The organism is Pseudomonas sp. NIBRBAC000502773 (genome assembly GCF_006517195.1).
GTDB lineage: Bacteria > Pseudomonadota > Gammaproteobacteria > Pseudomonadales > Pseudomonadaceae > Aquipseudomonas > Aquipseudomonas marginalis.
Window position 1 is genome coordinate 6,056,812 of the sequence record NZ_CP041189.1, and the last position, 24,390, is coordinate 6,081,201.

Here is a 24,390-nt window from a genome sequence, read left to right on the forward strand (position 1 = left end):
CTTAATTTTCCAACCCTGCCGGAAGCCCCTCCAGGCCTGCGGCTGCGCCTGCATTTTTTTCACCGGCGCTCCAGCACACCCGATTCCAAACCGCAGCTGAAAACGGACTTTCTTCTCCACCGTGACTTATCAGGCAGGTTACCCCCATGCAGTTCAGCGAATTATTGGCAGCGATTTCCACCCACGCGATCCGTCTGCAAAGGGAAGAAGACGACCTGATTGTCCTGGGTGACGATGAGGCATTGGACGATGCGTTGTGGGATCAACTGATCGCCCACAAACCTCGCTTGCTTACGCTGGTGACCGAGCATGGCGGGGACTGGTTGAGCCCGGCCTATCGCATCACGCCGGACATGGTGCCGCTGGTCAATCTCGATCAGTTGGCGATTGACCGTATCGTCGCGGCGATCCCCGGTGGGGCGGCGAATGTGCAGGATATCTACCCGCTGGCGCCGTTGCAGGAAGGCATGCTCTATCACCATCTTTCGGCTGTGCAGGGCGATCCTTATGTGTTGCACGCGCAGTTTGTGTTCGACAGCCGTGCACGTTTGGCGGCCTTTGCCGAAGCCTTGCAATGGGTGATCGATCGCCACGATATCCTGCGCACCTCCATGGCCTGGGAATGCCTCGATGAACCACTGCAAGTGGTGTGGCGCAAGGCAACCCTGGCCTGTGAAGAGGCACACCTCAGCGGTGGCGATGCCCTCGACCGCCTGTTGACGCGCTACGACGCGCGCACTTACCGCATGGACCTGGGCCAGGCACCGCTGCTGCGCCTGGTATTTGCCGATGACCCGGCAAACCAGCGTGTGGTTGCCATGCTGTTGTTCCACCACACCATCCTCGATCACACCGCCCTGGATGTGGTACGCCATGAAATCCAGCTGTACTTGGCCGGCCAGCAAGACCAGGCCCCTGAGCCTGTAGCGTTTCGCCGTTATATCGCCCAGGTGCGCCACGGGGTCAGCGAGCAGGCCCATGAGGCGTTTTTCCGCGAGATGCTGGCGGACATCGACGAGCCGACCTTGCCGTTCGGCTTGCAGGACGTACAGGGCGATGGGCTGGGCATCGACGAGGCGCGTATTTCCGTCGACAGCGATCTGAGTCGCCGCCTGCGCAGCCTGGCGCGGCCGCTGGGGGTAAGCGTGGCCAGCCTGCTGCATCTGGCCATGGCCCGTGTCCTGGGCGTGGTTTCCGGTCGTGATGCGGTGGTGTTCGGTACGGTGATGCTCGGGCGCATGGGGGCGGGTGAGGGCGGTGAGCGGGCCTTGGGCATGTTCATCAACACCTTGCCGTTGCGGGTGGATGTGGGCGCGCATGGCGTGCGCGCCGGGGTGCAGGCAACCCATGCGCGGCTCACCGCGTTGCTCGAGCATGAACATGCCTCCCTGGCACTGGCCCAGCGTTGCAGTGGTGTGGCCGCGCCGACGCCGCTGTTCAGTGCGATGCTCAACTACCGGCACAGCGCCGCGGGCGACATGGCCGCGGTGATTGAGGTCGCTGAGGGCATCCAGGTACTGGGCGCCGAAGAACGTACCAATTACCCGCTGACGGTCAATGTGGATGACCTGGGCGAAGACTTTGCGCTGACGGTGATGGTCGATGGGCACATCGGCGCGCAGCGTGTCGCCGGCTACCTGCACACGGCGCTGGAGAGCCTGGCCCAGGCCCTGGAACACCATCCGGACACGCCCCTCGACCGCCTGGCGATCCTGCCCGACGAAGAGCGCCACCACCTGCTGCACAGCCTCAACCCTAGCCCTCGCACCTACGCCGACAGCGCCTTGATCCACCAGCAGGTCGAACTCCAAGCCGCCGCCCAGCCGGAGGCCATTGCCCTGCGGTTCGACCAGCAGCGTCTGAGCTATCGCCAGCTCAACGAGCGCGCCAACCAGGTCGCCCATCGCCTGCTGGCGCAAGGCATCCGCCCCGACGACCGCGTGGCCATCTGCGTCGAACGTGGCCCGGAGATGATCATCGGCCTGCTGGGCATCCTCAAGGCCGGCGCCGGCTATGTCCCCATCGACCCGGCCTACCCGCTGGAACGCATTGCTTACACCCTGCGCGACAGCCAACCCCTGGCCGTGCTGGTGCAAGCCAACACCCGTCACCTGGTGGGCGAGCTGGCGCCGATCGACCTCAACGGCCTGCGCGGCGAGTCCATCGTCAATCCGCATGTGATGCTCGACCCGCACAACCTGGCCTATGTGATCTACACCTCCGGCTCAACCGGCCAGCCCAAGGGCGTGATGGTCGAGCATCGCCAGGTGGCGCGGCTGTTCAGCGCTACCGAGCACTGGTTCGGCTTCAACCGCAACGACGTGTGGGCGCTGTTTCATTCCTTCGCGTTCGATTTTTCGGTGTGGGAAATCTGGGGTGCGCTGCTGCACGGCGGCCAGTTACTGATCGTGCCGCAACTGCTCAGCCGTTCGCCGGACGAGTGCTACACGCTGCTCTGCGAAGCGGGCGTCAGCATCCTCAACCAGACCCCCAGCGCCTTCCGCCAACTGCTCGCGGCCCAGGGCGACAGCCCCCAGGCCCATTCCCTGCGCCAGGTGATTTTCGGCGGCGAGGCCCTGGAGCCGGGGATGCTCAAGCCGTGGTACGCACGGGCGATCAACGCCGGTACGCAGCTGGTGAACATGTACGGCATCACCGAAACCACCGTGCACGTGACGTACCGCGCCCTGGAAGCGGCGGACGCGCAGTTGGTCGGCGTCAGCCCGATTGGCGGGCCTATTCCCGACCTGCAACTGTATGTGCTGGACGCCCACCACGAGCCGCTGCCGGTTGGCGTGGTCGGCGAGTTGTACGTCGGCGGTGCCGGTGTGGCGCGGGGGTACCTCAACCGGGATGGGTTGACCGCCGAGCGCTTCCTCAGCGATCCGGCCACCGGACTGCGGATGTACAGGACCGGCGACCTTGGACGCCGGTTGGCCGACGGCAGCGTGGAGTACCTGGGGCGCAATGACGATCAGGTGAAGATCCGCGGCTTCCGGATCGAACTGGGCGAAATCCAGGCGCGCCTGGCCAGCGCCCAAGGGGTGCGCGACGCGGTGGTGATCGCCCGTGAAGATCAACCGGGGGACAAACGCCTGGTGGCCTACGTGATTGCCGAGGGCGACACCCGCGTCGCGGCGCTGCGTGATCACCTGCTGCTGAGCCTGGCCGAACACATGGTGCCCAGTGCCTTCGTGCTGCTGGAGCGTTTCCCGCTGACCACCAACGGCAAGCTCGACCGCAAGGCCTTGCCTGCACCCGACGCCGATGCCGTGGCCCGGCGCAGCTACCAGGCCCCCCGGGGCCACGTGGAAACCGCCATCGCCGGCATCTGGCAAGACCTGCTCAAGCTCGATCGCATTGGCCGCGATGACCATTTCTTCGAACTGGGTGGCCACTCCCTGCTGGCGGTCAAGCTGATCGAACGCATGCGCCAGGTGAACCTCGGCGCCGACGTGCGCGTGTTGTTTGGCCAACCCACCCTGGCAGCACTCGCGGCGGCGGTGGGCGGGCAAGCGGAAGTGCAGGTGCCGGCCAACCCGATCCATGCCCACAGTCAGGTCATCACCCCGGACATGTTGCCGCTGATCGATCTCGACCAGGCCGCCATCGATCACATCCTCCACAGCGTGCCCGGCGGTATCGGCAATGTGCAGGACATCTACGCCCTGGCGCCCTTGCAGGCAGGCATTCTCTATCACCACCTGGCGACCACCGACGGTGACCCCTATGTGTTGCAGGTGCAGTTGGGCTTTGACAATCAGGCTGCGGTAGACGCCTTTATCCTGGCGCTGCAGAGCGTGATCGAGCGCAATGACATCCTGCGCACCGCGATCCTCTGGGAAGGCCTGGACGGGCCGGCACAGGTGGTCTGCCGCCAGGCGCCGCTGGCCGTGGAGCGCATTGAAGCCCCGGGCGTCGATGCCCTGGCGCACCTGCAACAGCGCTTTGACCCACGCCACTATCGCCTCGACCTGTCCCGCGCTTCACTGATGCGCCTGGCCTACGCCGAGGACCAGGGGCGTTTCGTCGGCATTCTGCTGCTGCACCATATCCTGCTCGACCACACCGCCCTGCAAGTGCTGGTGCAGGAAATGAGTGCCAGCCTGGCCGGGTGCAGCGCGCAACTGCCGGATGCGGTGCAGTACCGCAACTATGTGGCCCAGGCGCGGCTTGGGGTCAGCCAGGCCCGGCACGAAGCGTTCTTCAGCGAGATGTTGGGCGATATCGACGCGCCGACCCTGGCCTTTGGCTTGCAGGACGTGAATGGCGACGGCAGCGGCATTGTCGAGGCGCACTTGCCGCTGGAGCCGGCATTGAGCCTGGGCCTGCGCGAGCAGGCGCGGCAATTGGGCGTGAGCACGGCGAGCCTGGTGCACCTGGCCTGGGCGCACGTGCTGGGGCAAGTCTCCGGGCAGCAGGAGGTGGTGTTCGGCACCGTGCTGCTTGGGCGCATGCAGGGTGGCGAAGGTGCCGACCGCGCCCTGGGGATGTTTATCAACACCTTGCCGCTGCGGGTCAGCGTCGGCACCGTCGGCGTGCAGGCCGCGGTGCGCGCCACCCACGCGCGCCTGGCAGACTTGCTCGTGCATGAGCACGCGCCGCTGTCCCTGGCCCAGCGGTGCAGTGGCGTACCGGGTTCGTTGCCGTTGTTCAGCACGCTGCTCAACTACCGTCACAGCGCGCCGGCGGACGCGCCGGGAGACAGTCCGTTTGCCGCTTCAGGCATCCGGATCCTCAGTTCCGAAGAGCGCAGCAATTACCCGCTGGTGCTTAACGTCGATGATCTCGGCAGCGGCTTCGCCCTCACGGTGCAAGGCGTGGCCAGCCTGGACGCGCGGCGTGTCGGCGACTATATGCTCACCGCCTTGCGTCACCTGGTGACCGCGCTGCAACAGGCGCCCACCACGCCGATGCTGGCCGTGTCGATCGTGCCGCCGGCCGAACGTAACCAACTGCTGGTGGACTTCAATGCCACCGCCCGGGACTACCCGTCGCAGCTCACCGTGCCGCAACTGTTCGAAGCCCAGGTCCTGGCGCGCCCCGAAGCGGTGGCGGCAGTGCAGGGGCCGTTGTCCCTGAGCTACCGCGACCTTAACCGCCGTGCCAACCGCCTGGCCCATCACCTGATCAGCCAGGGCGTGCAGCCAGGGGCAAGCGTGGCGATTGCGTTGCCGCGCAGCCTCGACTTGCTGATCTGCCAACTGGCGATCCTCAAGTGCGGCGCCGTGTATGTGCCGTTGGACATCAATGCGCCGCTCGAGCGCCAGGCGCTTATCGTGCAGGACAGTGGTGCGCAGCGGGTGCTCAATACCTTGGCCGACCTGAATCTGGAGGCGCAGTCGCCGCACAACCCGCAAGTGTTGCAGTCATCGGAAAGCGTGGCGTACATCCTGTACACCTCCGGCTCCACAGGCGCACCGAAAGGCGTGCAAGTGCCCCACCGCGCCATCTCGCGCCTGGTGCTCAACAACGGCTATGCCGAGTTCAACCCGCGCGACCGCGTGGCCTTTGCCTCCAACCCCGCGTTCGATGCCAGTACCCTTGAGGTGTGGGCACCGCTGCTCAACGGCGGCTGTGTGGTGGTGGTCGAACAGGCGGTGCTGTTGTCCCAGGCGGCGCTGGCGTCGTTGCTGCAGGAGCAGGCCATCAGTGTGTTGTGGATGACCGCCGGGCTGTTCCACCAATACGCCGATGCACTGATGCCGGTATTGGCGCAGTTGCGTTACCTGATCGTCGGCGGCGATGTGCTCGACCCGCTGGTGATCGACCGCGTGCTCAAGCACGGCAAGCCCCGGCACCTGCTCAACGGCTACGGGCCGACCGAAGCCACCACCTTTGCCACCACCCATGAAATTACCCAGGTGGGCGAGGGCGGTATTCCGATTGGCCGGCCGATTGCCAATGCCCAGGCCTACGTCCTGGATGCGCACCGTCAACTGCTGCCGTTGGGCGTGGTCGGCGAGCTGTATATCGGCGGCGCGGGCGTGGCCAAGGGGTACCTGAACCAGCCGCAACTGACCACCGAAACGTTTATCCCGAACCCGTTCGGCGCGGGCATGCTGTACCGCACCGGCGATCTGGTGTGCTGGCAGGCCGACGGCACCTTGCTGTACCGGGGGCGCAATGACCTGCAAGTGAAGATCCGTGGTTTCCGCATCGAACCCGGCGAAATCGAAGCCTGCCTGGCCGCCTTCCCTCAGGTGGACCACGCCGTGGTGCTGGTCCGTGAAGACGAGCCTGGCGACAAGCGCCTGGTGGCTTACTACACCGCTGACGCGCCGCTGCCGATCGAAGCGCTGCGTGCCCATCTGCAGGGCCGGCTGCCGGACTACATGGTGCCGTCGGCCTATGTCTGGCTGGCACTGTTGCCCCTCACTGCCAATGGCAAACTGGACCGCAAGGGCCTGCCGGTACCGGATGCAGGCGCGCTGCTCAGCCGTGGGTATGAGGCGCCGGAAGGCGAGGTGGAAACCCTGTTGGCGCAGATCTGGCAGGATGTGCTCAAGCTTGATCGCGTCGGCCGTCATGACCATTTCTTTGAGCTGGGCGGGCACTCGTTGCTGGCGGTCAGCCTGATCGAGCGCATGCGCCAGGCCGGTCTGAGCACCGATGTGCGTGTGCTGTTCAATCAGCCGAGCCTGGCGGCGCTCGCGGCGGCAGTCGGCAGCGGCCGTGAGATTGCGGTGCCGGCCAATGGCATTCCTGCGGGCTGTACCCGGATAGTGCCGTCGATGCTGACCCTGGTGAGCCTTGATCAAGCGGCCATTGACCGGGTCGTCGCCAGCGTCCCTGGCGGTGCGGCGAATGTGCAGGATATCTACCCGCTGGCGCCGCTGCAGGAAGGCATTCTGTACCACCATATCAGCGCCGAGCAGGGCGATCCGTACCTGCTGCAATCGCGCATGGCCTTCGACAGCCTTGAGCGGTTGCAACGGTTCATGGGCGCGCTGCAACAGGTGGCGGCCCGTCACGACATCCTGCGCACCAGCGTGGTCTGGGAAGGCCTCGACAGCCCGGTCCAGGTGGTCTGGCGTGAGGCGCCGCTGGTGGTTCAGGCGATTGACCTGGACCCGGCGCACGGCGATATCCTCGAACAACTGCATGGGCGTTTCGATGCGCGCCACTATCGCCTGGACATTACCCAGGCGCCGTTGCTGCGTATGGTCTACGCCCCGGACCCGGCCAACCGGCGGGTGGCGGCGATCCTGCTGTTCCACCACCTGGCGCTGGATCACACGGCGATGGCGGTGGTGGGTCGGGAGATGGACGCGTTCCTGTTCAACCAGGCACAGGACTTGCCGCTGGCCGCGCCGTTCCGTAATTATGTGGCCCAGGCGCGTCTTGGCGTGAGTGTGGACGAACACGAGCAGTTCTTCCGCGCGATGCTCGCCGACGTCGATGAGCCCACCTTGCCGTTCGGCGTGCAGGACGTGCAGGGTGACGGGCGCGCTATCGAAGAGGCCGAGCAGGCCGTGGACGCCGCGTTGGCCCAGCGGCTGCGGGAACAGGCGCGATTGCGCGGCGTCAGTGCGGCGAGCCTGATGCACCTGGCGTGGGCGCTGGTGCTGGGGCGTGTCTGTGGGCGTGACGAGGTGGTATTCGGCACCGTCCTGATGGGCCGCATGCAGGCGGGCGACGGCGCCGACCGTGCCTTGGGGATGTTCATCAACACCTTGCCGCTGAAGGTGGACGTGGCCGCCGACGCGGTGGCCGCGCTCAAGGCCACCCATGGGCGCTTGAGCGCCTTGCTCGGTCACGAACACGCCTCCCTGGCCCTGGCCCAGCGCTGCAGTGGCGTGGCGGCTTCCACGCCGCTGTTCAGCGCCTTGCTCAACTACCGTCACAGCCACCCCGGCGAAATGGCCCGCGACGGCCATGGTATTTGGGAAGGTGTGCAGCTGTTGGGCGGTGAAGAGCGCAGCAACTACCCGTTGACCCTCAGTGTCGACGACCTGGGTGAGGGCTTCGGCCTGAGCGTGTTGGCGCTGCCGCGCATCGGCGCGGGGCGCGTGTGTGCTTACATGGCCAATGCCATCGAGCAACTGGTCGACACTCTGGAAAATACCCCGCACACCGCGCTGGATCAGCTGGATATCCTTCCGGCCAGCGAACGCGAAACCCTGCTGCGCGAGTTCAATGCCACGGTGGCGGATTTCCCCACCGGGCACACCGTGCATGGCGCCTTTGAAATCCAGGCCGAGCGCCAGCCCCATGCCATTGCCGTGGTGCAGGACGGCACATCCCTGACCTATCGCCAGCTCAACCAGCGCGCCAACCAGTTGGCCCATCACCTGCTGGCGCAGGGGGTGCAACCGGATGACCGCGTCGCCCTGTGCTGCCGGCGTGGGCCGCAGATGCTGGTGGGATTGCTGGGTATTCTCAAGGCGGGCGCAGGTTATGTGCCGATTGACCCGGCCTATCCCGCTGCACGCATTGCTTACTTGTTGCAGGACAGCGCTCCTGTGGCGGTGCTGGCGGAAGCGAGCACCCGCGAGCTGCTGGGTAATGTCGCCAGCATCGACCTGCATGAGCACCATCATCCCAACGTGAGCAATCCGCAGATCGCCGACCTGACCCCGGCGCACCTGGCCTACGTGATCTACACCTCCGGCTCCACCGGCCAGCCCAAGGGCGTGATGGTGGAGCACCGCAGCGTGGAAAACCTGGTGCATTGGCACTGCGAAGCCTTTGGCCTGAGCGCCATCAGTCACACCAGCAGCGTTGCCGGTTTTGGCTTTGACGCAATGGCCTGGGAGGTGTGGCCGGCATTGTGCGTGGGCGCCACCCTGCACCTGCCGCCTTCCGAGCTGGGCAATGAACAGATTGATGACCTGCTTGCCTGGTGGCTGGCGCAGCCCCTGGACGTCAGCTTCCTGCCCACGCCGGTGGCCGAATATGCGTTCAGCCAGGACCTGCACCACCCCACCTTGCGCCTGCTGCTGATCGGCGGCGACCGCTTGCGCCAGTTCAGCCAGGAGCGGCGCTTTGCCGTGATCAACAACTACGGGCCTACCGAGGCCACGGTGGTCGCCACCTCCGGCCGCGTGCGTGCCGGGCAGGCGCTGCATATCGGCCGGCCCATCGCCAATGCCTGCGTCTACGTGCTGGATGAGCACTTGCGGCCGGTGCCGGTGGGTGTCGCCGGTGAACTGTATGTGGGCGGCAGCGGCGTGGCTCGCGGGTATCTGAACCGTGCGCAGATGACGGCCGAACGCTTCCTGCAGGACCCGTTCAACGCCGGTCGCATGTACCGCACCGGCGATCAGGTGCGCTGGTTGCCCGACGGCAATCTTGAGTACCTGGGACGCAACGACGAGCAGGTGAAAATCCGTGGCGTGCGCGTCGAGCTGGGCGAAATCGAAAGCTGCCTGGCGGCGTTGCCAGGGGTTGGCGAAGCGGTGGTGCTGGTGCGCGAGGGGCGCATGGTGGCCTGGTTCACCGAACACCACCCGCTGTCCATCGAAAGCCTGCGTGAGCAACTGCAGGCGCACTTGCCGCAGGCCTTGGTGCCGGTGGCCTACGTGCGGCTCGACGTACTGCCCTTGACCGCCAACGGCAAGCTCGACCGCCAGGCCTTGCCGGCACCGGACCAGGCCGCCGTGCTGAGCCGTGAGTACGAAGCTGCGCAAGGCGCCGTGGAAATCACCCTGGCAAGGCTCTGGGCCGAAGTGCTGCAGGTCGAGCAGGTGGGGCGCCACGATCACTTCTTTGAACTAGGGGGCCATTCGTTGCTGGCGGTCAGCCTGATCGAGCGCATGCGCCAGGTTGGCCTGAGCGCCGACGTGCGCGTGCTGTTCAGCCAGCCGACCCTGGCCGCCCTGGCCGCGGCGGTGGGCAGTGGTCGCGAAGTCCAGGTGCCGGCCAACCGCATCCCGGCTGATTGCCAGCGCATCACCCCGGACCTGCTGTCCCTGGTGACACTCGATCAATCGAGCCTGGACCAGATCGTCAGTTGCGTGCCCGGCGGCGCCGCGAATGTGCAGGACATCTACCCCCTGGCACCCTTGCAGGAAGGCATTCTGTACCACCACCTCACGGCCGGGCAGGGCGACCCCTACCTGCTGCAGTCGCACCTGGCGTTTGACCGTATCGAGCGTCTGCACGCCTTCGCCCAGGCGCTGCAGCAGGTGATCGATCGCCACGATATCCTGCGCACCGGGGTGGTCTGGGAGGGCCTGGTGCAACCGCTGCAAGTGGTGTGGCGCAAGGCCCGATTGCCACTTGAACACTTGCACCTGCAAGGCGATGTACTGGCCGGCCTGCATGAGCGCTTCGATGCCCGGCGCTACCGCCTGGACATCAGCCAGGCGCCGCTGATCCGGCTGGCCTATGCCGAAGACCCGGCCAACCAGCGCGTGGTGGCGGTGTTGCTCTATCACCATATCGCCCTCGACCACACCGCCTTCGACGTGGTGCTGCGGGAAATGCAGGGCTACCTGCTCGGCCACCCGGCGCCCACCGCCGCGCCGATGCCGTACCGCAACTACGTGGCCCAGGCACGCCTGGGTGTCAGCGAGCAGGAACACGAGGCGTTCTTCCGCGACATGCTTGGCGATGTCGATGAACCCACCTTACCCTTCGGCCTGCAGGATGTCCGCGGCGACGGCAGCGCTATCGAAGCGCACAGCCTGCAATTGGACAGCGACCTTAACCGCCGCCTGCGGGCCCAGGCCCGTTTGCTCGGCGTGAGTACGGCGAGCCTGTTCCACCTGGCCTGGGGCCAGGTCCTGGCGGCCACCTCCGGGCGGCACAGCGTGGTCTTCGGCACGGTGCTGGTGGGGCGCCTGCAAGGCGGCGAGGGCGCCGACCGTGCCCTCGGCGTCTTTATCAACACCTTGCCCCTGCGCCTGGATATCGACGCCCAAGGTGTGCGTGCAGCCGTGCGCACTACCCACGCACGGCTCAGCGCGTTGCTCGGCCACGAGCATGCCTCCCTGGCCCTGGCTCAGCGTTGCAGCGGTGTGGCGGCACCGACGCCGTTGTTCAGTTCGATGCTCAACTATCGCCATCGCGGCGCCGCCACCCGTTCCCAGGACGCGCAACACGCCTGGGAGGGCATGCAGACCCTGGTCAACGACGGGCGCACCAACTACCCGCTGACCTTGAATGTGGACGACTTGGGCGATGGCTACGACGTGACGGCATTGGCCCACGTCGATGCGCAACGGATCTGCGGTTATATGCAAGTGGCCTTGGCCGGGCTGGTCGAGGCCCTGGAGCAGGCGCCGCACCAGGCGCTCCATCGGCTGCCGATCCTGGGGGCCGAGGAACGGCAAAAACTGTTGGTTGAATTCAACGCCACGGAGGTGAACTACCCCCTCGACCAGACCCTGCACGGGCTGTTCGAGGCCCAGGTCATGCGCACGCCGGATGCCGTTGCCGTGAAAGCGCACGAGCAACAGCTCACCTACCGGCAACTCAACGAACGCGCCAACCGCCTGGCCCATCATCTGCGTGAATTGGGTGTCCAGCCGGAATCGCGGGTGGGGATTTGCCTGGAGCGCGGCCTGGACATGCTCATTGGCCTGTTCGCCATCCTCAAGGCCGGTGGCGGTTATGTGCCGCTCGACCCGGCGTACCCGCTGGAGCGTATCGCCTACATGCTGCACGACAGCGCGCCGGTGGTGGTGCTGGCGCAACGTGCGACTCGTGGTGTGCTCGGCGAGGTGCCGGTGATCGACCTCGACCAGCCCACCTGGCAGCACCAGAGTGCGAGCAACCCCGAGGTGCCGGGCCTCACCGCCCGTAACCAGGCCTACGTGATCTATACCTCCGGCTCCACCGGCCAGCCCAAAGGCGTGATCAATGAGCACGCCGGGGTGGTCAACCGCTTGTTGTGGATGCAGGACGCCTACGGCCTCAAGGCCCATGACGCAGTGCTGCAGAAAACCCCGTTCAGCTTTGACGTGTCGGTATGGGAGTTCTTCTGGCCGTTGTTCACCGGCGCACGCCTGGTGATGGCGCGCCCCGGCGGGCATAAAGATCCGGCTTACCTGTGCGCAGTGATCGAAGCTGAGCGGATCACCACGCTGCACTTCGTGCCGTCGATGCTCGATGTGTTCCTGGCCCACGGCGATGTCAGCCAGGCGGCGGGATTGCAACGGGTGATGTGCAGCGGCGAAGCCCTGCCGGGCAGCCTGGTGCGCCGCTTCAAGCAGCAGTTGCCGGGGATCGGCCTCTACAATCTGTACGGCCCCACCGAAGCCGCGGTGGACGTGACCGCCTGGAACTGCGCGCGCCCCGATGCAGCGGACAACACCCCGATCGGCAAACCCATCGCCAACACGCGCCTGTATGTGCTGGATGGGCAGTTGCAACCGGTGCCGCTGGGCGTGGTCGGCGAGCTGTTTATCGGCGGCGTGCAGGTGGCGCGGGGTTACCTGAACCGTCCCGAGTTGACGGCCGAACGTTTCCTCAAGGACCCCTTCACCCCCGGTCGTCTGTACCGCACCGGTGATCTGGGGCGCTACCTGCCGGACGGCAATATCGAATACCTGGGCCGCAATGATGATCAGGTCAAGATCCGTGGCCTGCGCATCGAACTCGGGGAAATCCAGGCGCGCCTGCTTGAGCATCCTCAGGTCAACGAAGCGGCGGTGGTCGCCCGTGAAGACCGGCTCGTCGCGTACTACACCGGTACCCCTGCCGATATCGAGCAACTGCGTGCCCACCTGTTGCAGCACCTGCCGGACTTTATGGTACCCGCGCTGTTCGTGCACCTCGACGCGCTGCCCCTGAGCCCCAACGGCAAGCTCGACCGCAAGGCGCTGCCGGCGCCTGGCATGCAGGCGCTGCAGGGGCGTGAGTACCAGGCGCCGGAAGGTGATACCGAGATCCTGCTGGCGCGGCTGTGGGCCGAGCTGCTGAACGTGGAGCGGGTAGGGCGCCTGGATAATTTCTTTGAACTGGGCGGGCACTCGCTGCTCGCCGTGAGCTTGATCGGGCGCCTGCGCCAGGAAGGCATGGAAGCCGATGTGCGGGCGCTGTTCGAACAGCCGACGCTGGCCGGCTACGCCGCAATGACCGAACGAATGGAGATCGTCCTGTGAGCCTCTTTGAGCTGCTGGCAACCCTGAAAACCAAGGACATCCAACTGGCGCTCAAGGGCGAACAGTTGTCGGTGCAAGGCAACAAGCAGGCCTTGAGCGACCCGGCGATCCTGGCCGCGTTGCGTGAGCACAAACCGGGGCTGATCGAGCTGATCAAGGCCGGCGAATACGCACCGACCAAGGCCGGTGAAGTCGCGGTGCCGGCCAATGGCATTGCGCCGGGTACCGAACGCATCACGCCGGACATGCTGACGTTGTCATGCCTTGACCAGGACGAGATCGACCGCATCGTCTCCACCGTCGATGGCGGCGTGGAGAATATCCAGGACATCTACCCGCTCGCGCCGCTGCAGGAAGGCATTCTGTTTCACCATGCCAGCGCCGGACAGGGCGACCCGTATGTGATGCAGTCGCAGTTCGCGTTCGACAGCCTGGCGCGGTTCGACGCGTTCGCCCAGGCCCTGCAAACCGTCATGGATCGCCATGACATCCTGCGCACCGGCGTGGTCTGGGATGGCCTGCAACAGCCGTCGCAAGTGGTGTGGCGCCGGGCGTGCCTGCCGGTGCAGGCCCTTGAGCTGGACCCTGCCGACGGCGACATCGGCGCACAACTGCATGCGTTGTTCGATGCCCGTCACTATCGGCTCGACGTCACCCGGGCGCCGCTCCTGCGCCTGGTGCGCGCCGATGATCCGGCCAACCAGCGCATTGTCGCCACCTTGCTGTTCCACCATATGGCCCTGGACCACAGTGCCCTGGAGGTGGTGTGCCATGAAATGCAAGCGTGCCTGCAGGGGCAGGGCGCGACGCTGGGCCAGGCGGTGCCGTTTCGCAACTATGTGGCGCAGGCACGGTTGGGCATCAGCGAGCAGGAACACGAGCAGTTCTTCCGCCAGATGCTGGGCGATATCAGTGAGCCGACCTTGCCCTTCGGTTTGCAGGACGTGCAGGGCGATGCACGGGGCATCCGCGAACTCAGCCTGCCCTTGGCGGCGCCGTTGAGCCGACGCCTGCGCACTCAGGCACGGCAGCTGGGCGTCAGCGCGGCGAGCCTGTTTCACCTGGGCTGGGCGCAGGTGTTGAGCGCATTGTCCGGCAAGCAACAGGTGGTCTTCGGCACGGTATTGATGGGCCGCCTGCAGGGCAGTCATGACACGGAACGGGCCCTGGGGATTTTCATCAACACCCTGCCGTTGCGCGTGGATGTGGACGCCCAGGATGTAGGCACCGGGGTTAAGGCCACCCATGCGCGGCTCACCACATTGCTGCGCCATGAGCATGCGCCGCTGGCCCTGGCCCAGCGTTGCAGCGCCGTGATTGCCCCCACGCCCTTGTTCAGCGCGCTGCTCAACTATCGTCACAGCGCACCCGCCGCCAGCGCCGAGGCCGTGTCGGCATGGCAGGGCATCGTCGCCCTGAGTGCCGAGGAACGCACCAACTACCCGCTGACCTTGAGCGTCGATGACCTCGGCGAGGACTTTGGCTTGAGCCTGCTGGCCAGTGCCCAGGTGGACCCGCAGCGTGTGTGCGCCTACCTGCAAACCGCCCTGGAACACCTGGTGACTGCGCTGGAACAGGCGCCGACCACCGCGTTGAACCAGGTGACGGTCGTCCCCGTTGCGGAGCAACGCCTGGTGCTTGAGCAGTTCAACGCGACCTCGGTGAGTTTTCCCCAAGGCACCACCCTGCATGGGCGTATCGAAGCCCAGGCCGCGCTGACGCCCGATGCCATCGCCGCCGTGCACCTCGAGCGCACACTGACCTACGCCGAGCTGAACCAGCAAGCCAACTTGTTGGCCCATCATCTGTTGGCGTTGGGGGTCAAGCCCGATGACCGCGTGGCCATCGTCGCGCGCCGGGGCCTCGATACCCTGGCCGGGTTGCTGGCGATCCTTAAATCCGGTGCCTGCTACGTACCGGTGGACCCCTCCCACCCGGCCGAACGCCTGGCCTACCTGCTCAGCGACAGCGCCCCTGTGGCGGTGCTGGCCCAACACGCCTTGCTTGAACGCCTGCCTCCGCTGGACGTGCCGGTGATCAACCTCGATCGCTACACCTGGCACCATCATTCGGCGAGCAATCCCGTGGTCGCCGTCACACCGGGCCATCTTGCCTATGTGATCTACACCTCCGGTTCCACCGGCCTGCCCAAAGGCGTGATGGTGGAGCACCACACCGTGGCCAACCTGGTGGACTGGCATTGCAACGCCTTCGACCTCTGCGCCGGGCGGCATACCGCCAGCGTTGCCGGGTTCGGCTTCGATGCCATGGCCTGGGAAGTGTGGCCGGCGCTGTGTGTCGGGGCGACGCTGCACTTGCCACCGGCCCACGACGGCCCCGAAGACATTGATGCACTGCTGGCCTGGTGGTGCGCGCAGCCGCTGGATGTGGCTTTCCTGCCGACACCGGTGGCCGAGTACGCCTTCAGCCAGAACATCGAACATCCCACCCTGCGCACGTTGCTGATTGGCGGCGACCGCCTGCGTCAGTTCGGGCGCGCGCAGCGGTTTGAGCTGGTCAACAACTACGGCCCTACCGAAGCCACGGTGGTCGCCACGTCCGGCAAGGTCGAGGCGGGACAGGCGTTGCATATCGGCAAGCCCATCGCCAATGCCACGGTCTACCTGCTGGACGCACAGCAGCGTCCGGTGCCATTGGGTGTGGCGGGTGAGGTGTACGTGGGCGGCAAGGGTGTGGCACGCGGCTATCTGAACCGGCCTGAATTGAGCGCCGAACGCTTCCTGCACGATCCCTTCAATCCCGGCCGCATGTACCGCACCGGCGACCTGGCGCGCTGGCTGCCGGACGGCAACCTCGAGTACCTGGGGCGCAACGACGACCAGGTGAAAATCCGCGGCGTGCGCATCGAACTGGGTGAAATCGAAACCCAGCTCAACCTGTTGCCCAGCCTCCAGGAAGCCGTCGTGCTGGTGCGTGAAGACCGGCTGGTGGCCTATTACACGGAAAGTGCGCAGTTCGACCCGCTGGTCGTCGGCGATATCCGCGCCCATCTGCTGGCGCACTTGCCGGACTCTATGGTCCCGGTGGCCTTCGTGAAGCTGGATGCGCTGCCCTTGACCGCCAATGGCAAGATCGACCGCAACGCCCTGCCGGCGCCGGACATGACGGCAGTGTTCAGCCGTGAATACGCAGCCCCTCAAGGCGAGATCGAAAGCCTGCTGGCGCAGATCTGGGCCGATGTGCTGCAGGTAGAACGGGTCGGGCGCCATGACCACTTCTTCGAATTGGGCGGGCATTCGTTGCTGGCGATGCGCATGGTGTCGCAGATTCGCCAGCGCCTGGGCGTGGAACTGTTGCTCAGCGAGCTGTTTGCCAATGCCGAACTGACGGCTGTCGCCCAGGTGCTGGCCCAGGCGGGTCGCAGCACCTTGCCGGATATCCTGCCGGCCAACCGCGATGAGCCCGTGCCGCTGTCGTTCGCCCAGCAGCGCCTGTGGTTCCTGGCGTTGATGGAAGGCGCCAACACCGCCTACAACATTCCCATCGGCCTGCGCCTGCGTGGGCAGCTGCATGTGCAAGCGTTGCAACGGGCGCTGGCGCGCATCGTCGCGCGCCATGCCACCCTGCGCAGCCGTTTCGCCCAGCACGGCGACGAAGCCCAGGTGCTGATCGTCGCCGCCGAAGACGTGTTGCCGCTGCAAGTGCAGGACTTGCGTCGCCACCCGCAGCCGCAACAGGCCCTGGATGCGCTTATCCATGGCGAAGCCTCGGCACCCTTTGACCTGGAGCGTGGCCCGCTGCTGCGCGGGCGTCTGGTGGTGATGGCTGACGAGCACCATGTGCTGCTGCTGACCCTGCACCATATCGTTTCCGACGGTTGGTCCATGGGCGTGCTTACCCGTGAGCTGATGGCGCTGTACCGCGCGTTCAGCCATGGCCAGCCCGACCCGCTGCCGCCGCTGGCGATCCAGTACGGTGACTTTGCCGTGTGGCAGCGCCTATGGCTCAGCGGAGAAGTGCTGCAACGCCAGAGCCACTATTGGCAACAGGCCCTGGCCGGTGCGCCGGCGTTGCTCTCCTTGCCCACCGACCGCCCGCGCCCGGCCCGCCAGGACTACGCCGGCAGCAGCGTCGAGGTGCACCTGGACGAACGTCTCACCGCCGGGCTCAAGGCCTTGAGCCAGCGCCATGGCTGCACGGTGTACATGACCTTGATGACGGCCTGGGCCGCATTGCTGGCGCGGCTGTCCGGGCAGCAGGATGTGGTGATCGGCTCACCGGTGGCCAACCGTACGCGCAGCGAGGTGGAAGGGCTGATCGGCCTGTTCGTCAACACCCTGGCGGTGCGCATCGACACCTCGGGCGGGCTGAGCACCGAGGCGTTGCTGGCGCGGGTCAAGGCGCTGACATTGGCGGCCCAGGCCCACCAGGACCTGCCCTTCGAGCAAGTGGTGGAAATCATCCGCCCGACGCGCAGCCTGGCCCATAGCCCGTTGTTCCAGACCCTGCTGAGCTGGCAGGACAGCAGCGCGCCGACCCTGGCCCTGGGCGACCTCGCCCTGGAAGGCATCGTCGAGAACAGCCACTTCGCCAAGTTCGACCTGTCGCTGAACCTGGGGGAAGTGCAGGGCACGATCCTCGGCGCGCTGGAGTACGCGGTGGCGCTGTTCGATGAGTCGACCGTGCAGCGTTACGTCGGCTACTTCACACGGTTATTGCAGGCCATGGTCGATAACGATCAGGCGGTGCTGGAGCATGTGCCGCTGGTGGACGCGCGCGAGCGCGAGCGTTTGCTGTTCGACTTCAACGCCACCCAGGCGGACTACAACCTTGACCAGACCGTGCACGGGATGTTCGAAGCCCAAGTGATACGTACGCCGGAGGCGATTGCGGTCAAGGCCGGCGAGCAGCAACTGACCTATGCCGAACTGAACGCACAGGCCAACCAACTGGCCCATCACCTGCACGCGCTGGGCGTGCAGCCGGACTCGCGGGTGGCAATCTGTGTGGAGCGCAGCCTGGCGATGGTGGTCGGCCTGTACGCGATCCTCAAGGCCGGCGCTGCCTATGTGCCGTTGGACCCGGCGTATCCACGCGAGCGCCTGGCCTACATGCTTGAAGACAGCGCCCCCGTTGCCGTGCTGGCCCAGGGTTCGACCCGCGATCTGCTGGGCGCGGTACCGGTAGTCGATCTGGACCAGCCGTGCTGGCAACATCATTGCATCGACAACCCCCAATTTGCGGGCCTGGCTGCCTATGTGATCTATACCTCCGGTTCCACCGGCCAACCCAAGGGCGTGATCAACGACCACGCCGGGGTGGTCAACCGCCTGTTGTGGATGCAGGACGAATATGGGTTGACCGCTCAAGACCGCGTCTTGCAGAAAACCCCGTTCAGCTTCGACGTGTCGGTGTGGGAGTTCTTCTGGCCGCTGTTCACCGGCGCGTGCCTGGTGATGGCGCGTCCCGGTGGGCATAAAGACCCGGCGTACCTGTGCGACGTGATCGAGGCTGAACGGATCAGCACCGTGCACTTCGTGCCCTCGATGCTCGATGTGTTCCTGGCCCATGGCGATGTGAGCCAGGCCGCCGGGCTGGCGCGGGTGATATGCAGCGGCGAGGCCTTGCCCGGCAGCCTGGTACGGCGCTTCAAGCAGCAGTTGCCCGGCAGCGAACTGCATAACCTGTACGGCCCCACCGAAGCCGCCGTGGATGTGACCGCGTGGAACTGCGCAGGCGCGGTGACACCGGATAACACCCCCATCGGCAAGCCGATTGCCAATACGCGCATGTACCTGCTGGATGGGCAGTTGCAGCCGGTGCCGCTGGGCGTGGTCGGCGAATTGTTTATCGGCGGCGTGCAAGTGGCTCGCGGTTACCTGAACCGCCCGGAACTGACCGCCGAACGTTTCCTCAAGGACCCGTTCAGCGCCGGACGGATGTACCGCACCGGCGACGTCGGACGTTATTTGCCCGATGGCACTATCGAATACCTGGGTCGCAACGATGATCAGGTGAAGGTTCGCGGCCTGCGTATCGAACTGGGGGAAATCCAGGCGCGCCTCACCGAGTATGCCGCTATCAACGAAGCTGCCGTGGTCGCCCGCGACGATCACCTGGTGGCGTACTACACCGGTGTGCGCAGCGAGATCGAAGCCCTGCGCGGCCATCTGCTGCAGCACCTGCCGGAGTTCATGGTGCCGGCGATTTTCGTCCACCTCGAGGCGTTGCCCCTGAGCCCTAACGGCAAGCTCGACCGCAAGGCCCTGCCTGCACCGGGTGCGGATTCGGTGAGGGTGCGCGAGTACGAGGCGCCCCAGGGTGATACGGAAGTCACCCTGGCCAGCCTGTGGGCCGAGTTGCTCAATGTGGAGCGCGTGGGACGTCACGACAACTTCTTCGAGTTGGGTGGCCACTCACTGTTGGCCGTCAGCCTGATAGGGCGTATGCGTCGCCTCGGGTTGTCGGCGGATGTGAAGGTGCTGTTCGGCCAGCCGACCCTGTGTGCTCTGGCGGCAGCGCTGGGTGGCGGGCGTGGCGTGGCGGTGCCGGTCAATGGCATTGCCGAGGGGGCCACGGCGATCACGCCGGACCAGTTGCCCCTGATTCAACTGGATCAGGCCGACATCGATCGTATTGTCGCCGGCATCCCCGGTGGTGCGGCGAATGTGCAGGATATCTACCCGCTGGCGCCGCTGCAGGCCGGCATGCTCTATCACCATCGCGCGGTGCAGGGCGACGATGCCTACGTGCTGCAGGCGCAGTTCGCCTTTGATTCCCGCCAGCGCCTGGATGCGTTCGCCCGGGCGTTGCAGGCGGTGATCCAGCGCCACGACATTCTGCGCTCGTCGTTTCACTGGGACGGCCTGGAAGAACCGCTGCAAGTGGTGTGGCGCAAGGCGTCGCTGCGCGTCGAAAGCGGCCCGTTGCCCCAGCGCCTGGACCTGGCCCAGGCGCCTTTGATGCGCCTGGTCTACACCGAGGAGCCCCAGCGCGTGGTGGCCACGCTGCTGTTCCATCACCTGGTCATGGACCACTTGGCCCTGGATATCCTGCAGCGCGACATGCAGGCCTTCCTGCTGGGCGAGCAGGATTCGTTAGGCGCAGCGGTCCCGTATCGCAACTATGTGGCCCAGACCCGCAGCGGTGTCGATGCACACGAAGGGTTCTTCCGCGAGATGCTCGGTGACATCGACGAGCCCACGGCAGTCCCCGGCCTGGGCGCCGATGAGCCGGCCCAGTTGAGCGTGGATCCCGCACTGAGCCAGCGCCTGCGGACCCAGGCGCGCCAGGCGGGTGTCAGTGCCGCAAGCCTGATGCACCTGGCCTGGGGCCATGTACTGGGCAAGGTGTCCGGCCGCGAGCAGGTGGTGTTCGGTACGGTCATGCTGGGTCGCCTGCAAGGTGGCGAGGGGGCCGAGCGGGCCATGGGGGTGTTTATCAATACCTTGCCGCTGCGGGTCGACCTGGGCGAACGTGCGGTACGCAGTGCGCTGCGCGCTACCCATGCCCTACTTACCCAGCTGCTCAGTCATGAACACGCGCCATTGGCCCTGGCTCAGCGTTGCAGCGCAGTGCCGGTGGCGACGCCGTTGTTCAGCGTGTTGTTCAACTATCGCCACAGTGCGCCGCACGCCGGTGGTGTGGCCGACGCGTGGCAGGGCATTCAATTGCTCAAGACTCACGAGCACAGCACCTTTGGCCTGTCGATGAGCGTGGATGACCTGGGCGCCGGTTTCAGCCTCAAGGCCAGGGGACCGGGTGCCCGGCGTCTATGCGAGTACCTGCATATCGCACTGGAGCAGCTGGTGCAGGCGTTGGAACACAACAGTGACCTCGCTATCGGCCGCTTGCCGATCCTGCCCGACGCCGAACGTCGCCAGCTGCTGGAATTCAATGCGACCCGGCGCCCATTCCCGCGCGAGCACACGGTGCAACGTCTGTTCGAAGCCCAGGCCCAGGCAACGCCCGACGCACTGGCGGCGGTGCAGGGCGAGCAGGCCTGGAGTTACGGTGAACTGAACCAGCGTGCCAACCGCCTGGCCCATCACCTGCTGGGGCTTGGGGTGCGCCCCGCCGATAACGTTGCGATCCTGCTGCCACGCTCCCTGGACCTGTTGGTGGGCCAACTGGCGGTGCTCAAGTGCGCCGCCGCCTATGTGCCGCTGGACAGCAACGCGCCGGCCGAACGCCAGGGCTTTATGCTGCAGGACAGCGGCGCGGCGTGGCTGCTGAGCCGCAGTGAAATGGCTGCCGATTACCCCGCACAGCGCCTGGACCTCGACACCCTGGCCCTCGATTCGCAACCGAGCCACAACCCGGCGCTGTCGCAATCGAGCGACAGCGTGGCGTACATCATGTACACCTCCGGCTCCACCGGTACGCCGAAGGGGGTGCGGGTGCCCCATCGCGGCATCACCCGGCTGGTGATCAATAACGGCTATGCCGACTTCCAGGCCGGCGACCGTGTGGCCTTCGCTTCCAACCCGGCGTTCGACGCCAGCACCATGGATGTCTGGGGCGCGCTGCTCAATGGCGGCCAGGTGCAGGTGATCGAGCACACCACGTTGCTCGATCCGGTCGCCTTTGGCCGGGCGCTGCAAGGCGTGACGGTGCTGTTTGTGACCACGGCGCTGTTCAACCAATACGTGCAACTGATCCCTGACGCCCTGGCCGGCCTGCGCATCCTGTTGTGCGGCGGCGAGCGTGCCGACCCGGCGGCCTTCCGCAGCCTGTTGGCCCGGGCGCCCGCACTGCGCCTGGTGCATTGCTATGGGCCGACGGAAACCACCACCTACGCCACCACCTATGAAGTGCGCGCGGTTGCCGACGACGCGGACAGCGTGCCGGTGGGCCGGCCCATCTCCAACACCCAGGTGCATGTGCTGGATGCGCACTTGCAGGAGGTGCCGCTGGGCGTGACCGGTGAAATCTGCATCGGCGGCGACGGCGTGGCCACCGGGTACCTGAATCGCCCGGACCTGAGCGCGGAAAAATTTGTGCAGGACCCCTTCAATGAGGGCGCCTTGATGTACCGCACCGGCGACCTCGGCCGCTGGAACGCTGAGGGTCTGCTGGAGTGCATCGGCCGTAATGACGACCAGGTCAAGGTCCGTGGCTTCCGTATCGAGCTGGGTGAAATTGAAGCGCGCCTGGCGACCCACGGAAGCATTCAGGACGTGGTAGTACTGGCCCGTGAGGACGCCCCGGGCGACAAGCGCCTGGTGGCCTATTTCACTTGGGTGGCCGAGCCCGTCGCGATCGACAGCGTACGCGCCCATCTGCAGGGGCAGCTGCCGGACTACATGCTGCCGTCGGCCTATGTGCCGCTGGAGCGCTTGCCGTTGACGGCCAATGGCAAGGTCGACCGCAAAGCCTTGCCGGCCCCGGCCCTGGACGCGTTGTCCTGCCGCGAATTCGAAGCGCCGGCCGATGCACTGGAGCAGACCCTGGCCCAGCTGTGGGCCGAGGTGTTGAAGCTGGCGCAGGTGGGCCGGGATGACAGCTTCTTCGAATTGGGTGGGCATTCATTGTTGGCGATTCGCCTGGTCAACCTGATGGAGGAGGCGGGGTTGCAGGTGTCCCTGGCCGAGCTGTTTCAGCACGCCAGCGTCGCCTCGGTGGCCGCCATGCTGCGCCAGCGCACCCAGGCGCCGGAGCGTGATACTGCAGTGATCACGGTACGCAGCAGCGGCTCGCAGGCGCCGTTGTTCCTGGTTCATGAGTTCAGTGGCATGGACGTGTATTTCCCGGCGCTGGGCCAGCACCTGCCCGGTGACTATCCGATCTACGGCCTGCCGGGCGTGGCACTCGGTGAGGCGCACCTCAACACCATGGAAGGCTTGGCGGCGCGCATGGTCGGCCTGATTCGCGGCATCCAGCCCCACGGGCCTTACCGGGTCGCCGGCTGGTCGTTTGGCGGAGTGCTGGCCTACGAAGTGGCGATGCAATTGCTCGGGCAGGATGAGCCGGTGGCGTTCCTCGGCCTGATCGACAGTTACGTACCGCGCATGACCGACCAGGGCAAGGCGCGCTGGAGCGGTCCGGATGCCCTCAAGCGGCATTTGCTGTTGCAATGCACGGCCTATTGGAACGCACAGGGAGGTGTGGATGAACTGGCGAGGATTGAGCAACTTGAGGCACAGTTTGGACAGTTGGACTTTGCGGGTCTGCTGCAACGCTGTCGCGATCAAGGTCTGTTGTACGCGCAAATGGCGGCAGCGGCGGACGCGGACCTCTTGAGCTTTATCGAGCGGGAAGTGGGGCATGGGCATGCGCTGGCGCACTACAGCCTGTTTCCGTTGCCGATGGCGGTGCATCTGTTCAGCGCCCAGGAGCGCCCTACCGAGTTGGCGCGGCGCAGCGAGTCCCTGGGTTGGAACGACGCCCTGGCCCCCGGGCAACTGCTGCGAGTGGAGGTGCCTGGGGATCACCAGAGCATGATGCAGGCGCCCCATATCCAAGGCTTGGGTCGCGCCATGAGCGCGGCGTTGCTGGCAAGTACGCCGGTGAGCCAGGCGCCGCACCAGCCGCTGTTGCGAATTCAAAGCGGCCGCGCCGGGTATGCGCCACTGTTCTGCGTGCCGGGCGCGGGGGACAGCGTGACCGGGTTTGTCGGCTTGAGCGAAGCGCTGGGGCGTGACTGGCCGCTGTTCGGTCTGCAGCATCGGGGCCTGGATGGCGAGGCGGTACCCCACAGCCAGGTCGAGGCGGCCGCGCGCTGTTACCTGACGGCGCTGGAGCACGAGTGCCCGCGTGGGCCGGTGCATCTGGTCGGGCATTCCTTTGGTGGCTGGATCGCATTGGAAATGGCCCTGCGCTTGCAGGCGGCCGGGCGCGAAGTGGCATCGTTGACGGTAATCGACAGTGAGGCACCGGCTGGCGCGGGGCGGCCCTACACCACCACGGCGGCGTTGGTGCGATTGATCGAGGCCATGCAGTTGGCCGCGGGCAAGGCGTTTGGCATTGATCTCGTGGACTTTGCCGGGCGCGATGAGCGCGCGCAGCGGCAGGCGTTGCATGGGGGCATGGTCGACGTGGGGTTGTTGCCGGCCCGTGCCAGTGTGGACGCGATGACGGGGCCGGCGCGTACCTATGGCGTGGCGTTGCGCACGGTGTATCGGCCTTTGCGGCGCTATGAAGGTGCAGTGCGCCTGGTGCTGGCCGAGGACCCGGCGCTGGACGCGGCGGGGAATCAGCGGGAGCAGGGGAGGATGATCGAGGGGTGGCGCAAGCAGGGCAGCGCTTTGGAGGTCTGGTATGGGGCGGGGAACCACTTCACCTTGCTCAAGGTGCCGAATGTTCACAGGCTGGCGCGCTGGTGGTTGGACGGCGTGGTGATTGGGGAGGTGGTTTCGTGAAGAGGGTCTACCCCCTC

2 protein-coding genes are annotated in these 24,390 nt (G+C 66.0%); both read left to right on the forward strand.

Annotation, left to right across the window (positions count from 1 at the left end):
• Positions 1 to 146 precede the first annotated feature (146 nt).
• Complete coding sequence (locus tag NIBR502773_RS27885; protein ID WP_141157483.1) at positions 147 to 13,052, forward strand: non-ribosomal peptide synthetase; 12,906 nt, start codon at positions 147 to 149, stop codon at positions 13,050 to 13,052.
• On the forward strand, positions 13,049 to 24,373 hold the full coding sequence (locus NIBR502773_RS27890) for a non-ribosomal peptide synthetase (RefSeq protein ID WP_141157484.1): 11,325 nt from the start codon (positions 13,049 to 13,051) through the stop codon (positions 24,371 to 24,373). The genes NIBR502773_RS27885 and NIBR502773_RS27890 overlap by 4 nt, the downstream gene beginning before the upstream one ends.
• Positions 24,374 to 24,390: the final 17 nt, after the last annotated feature.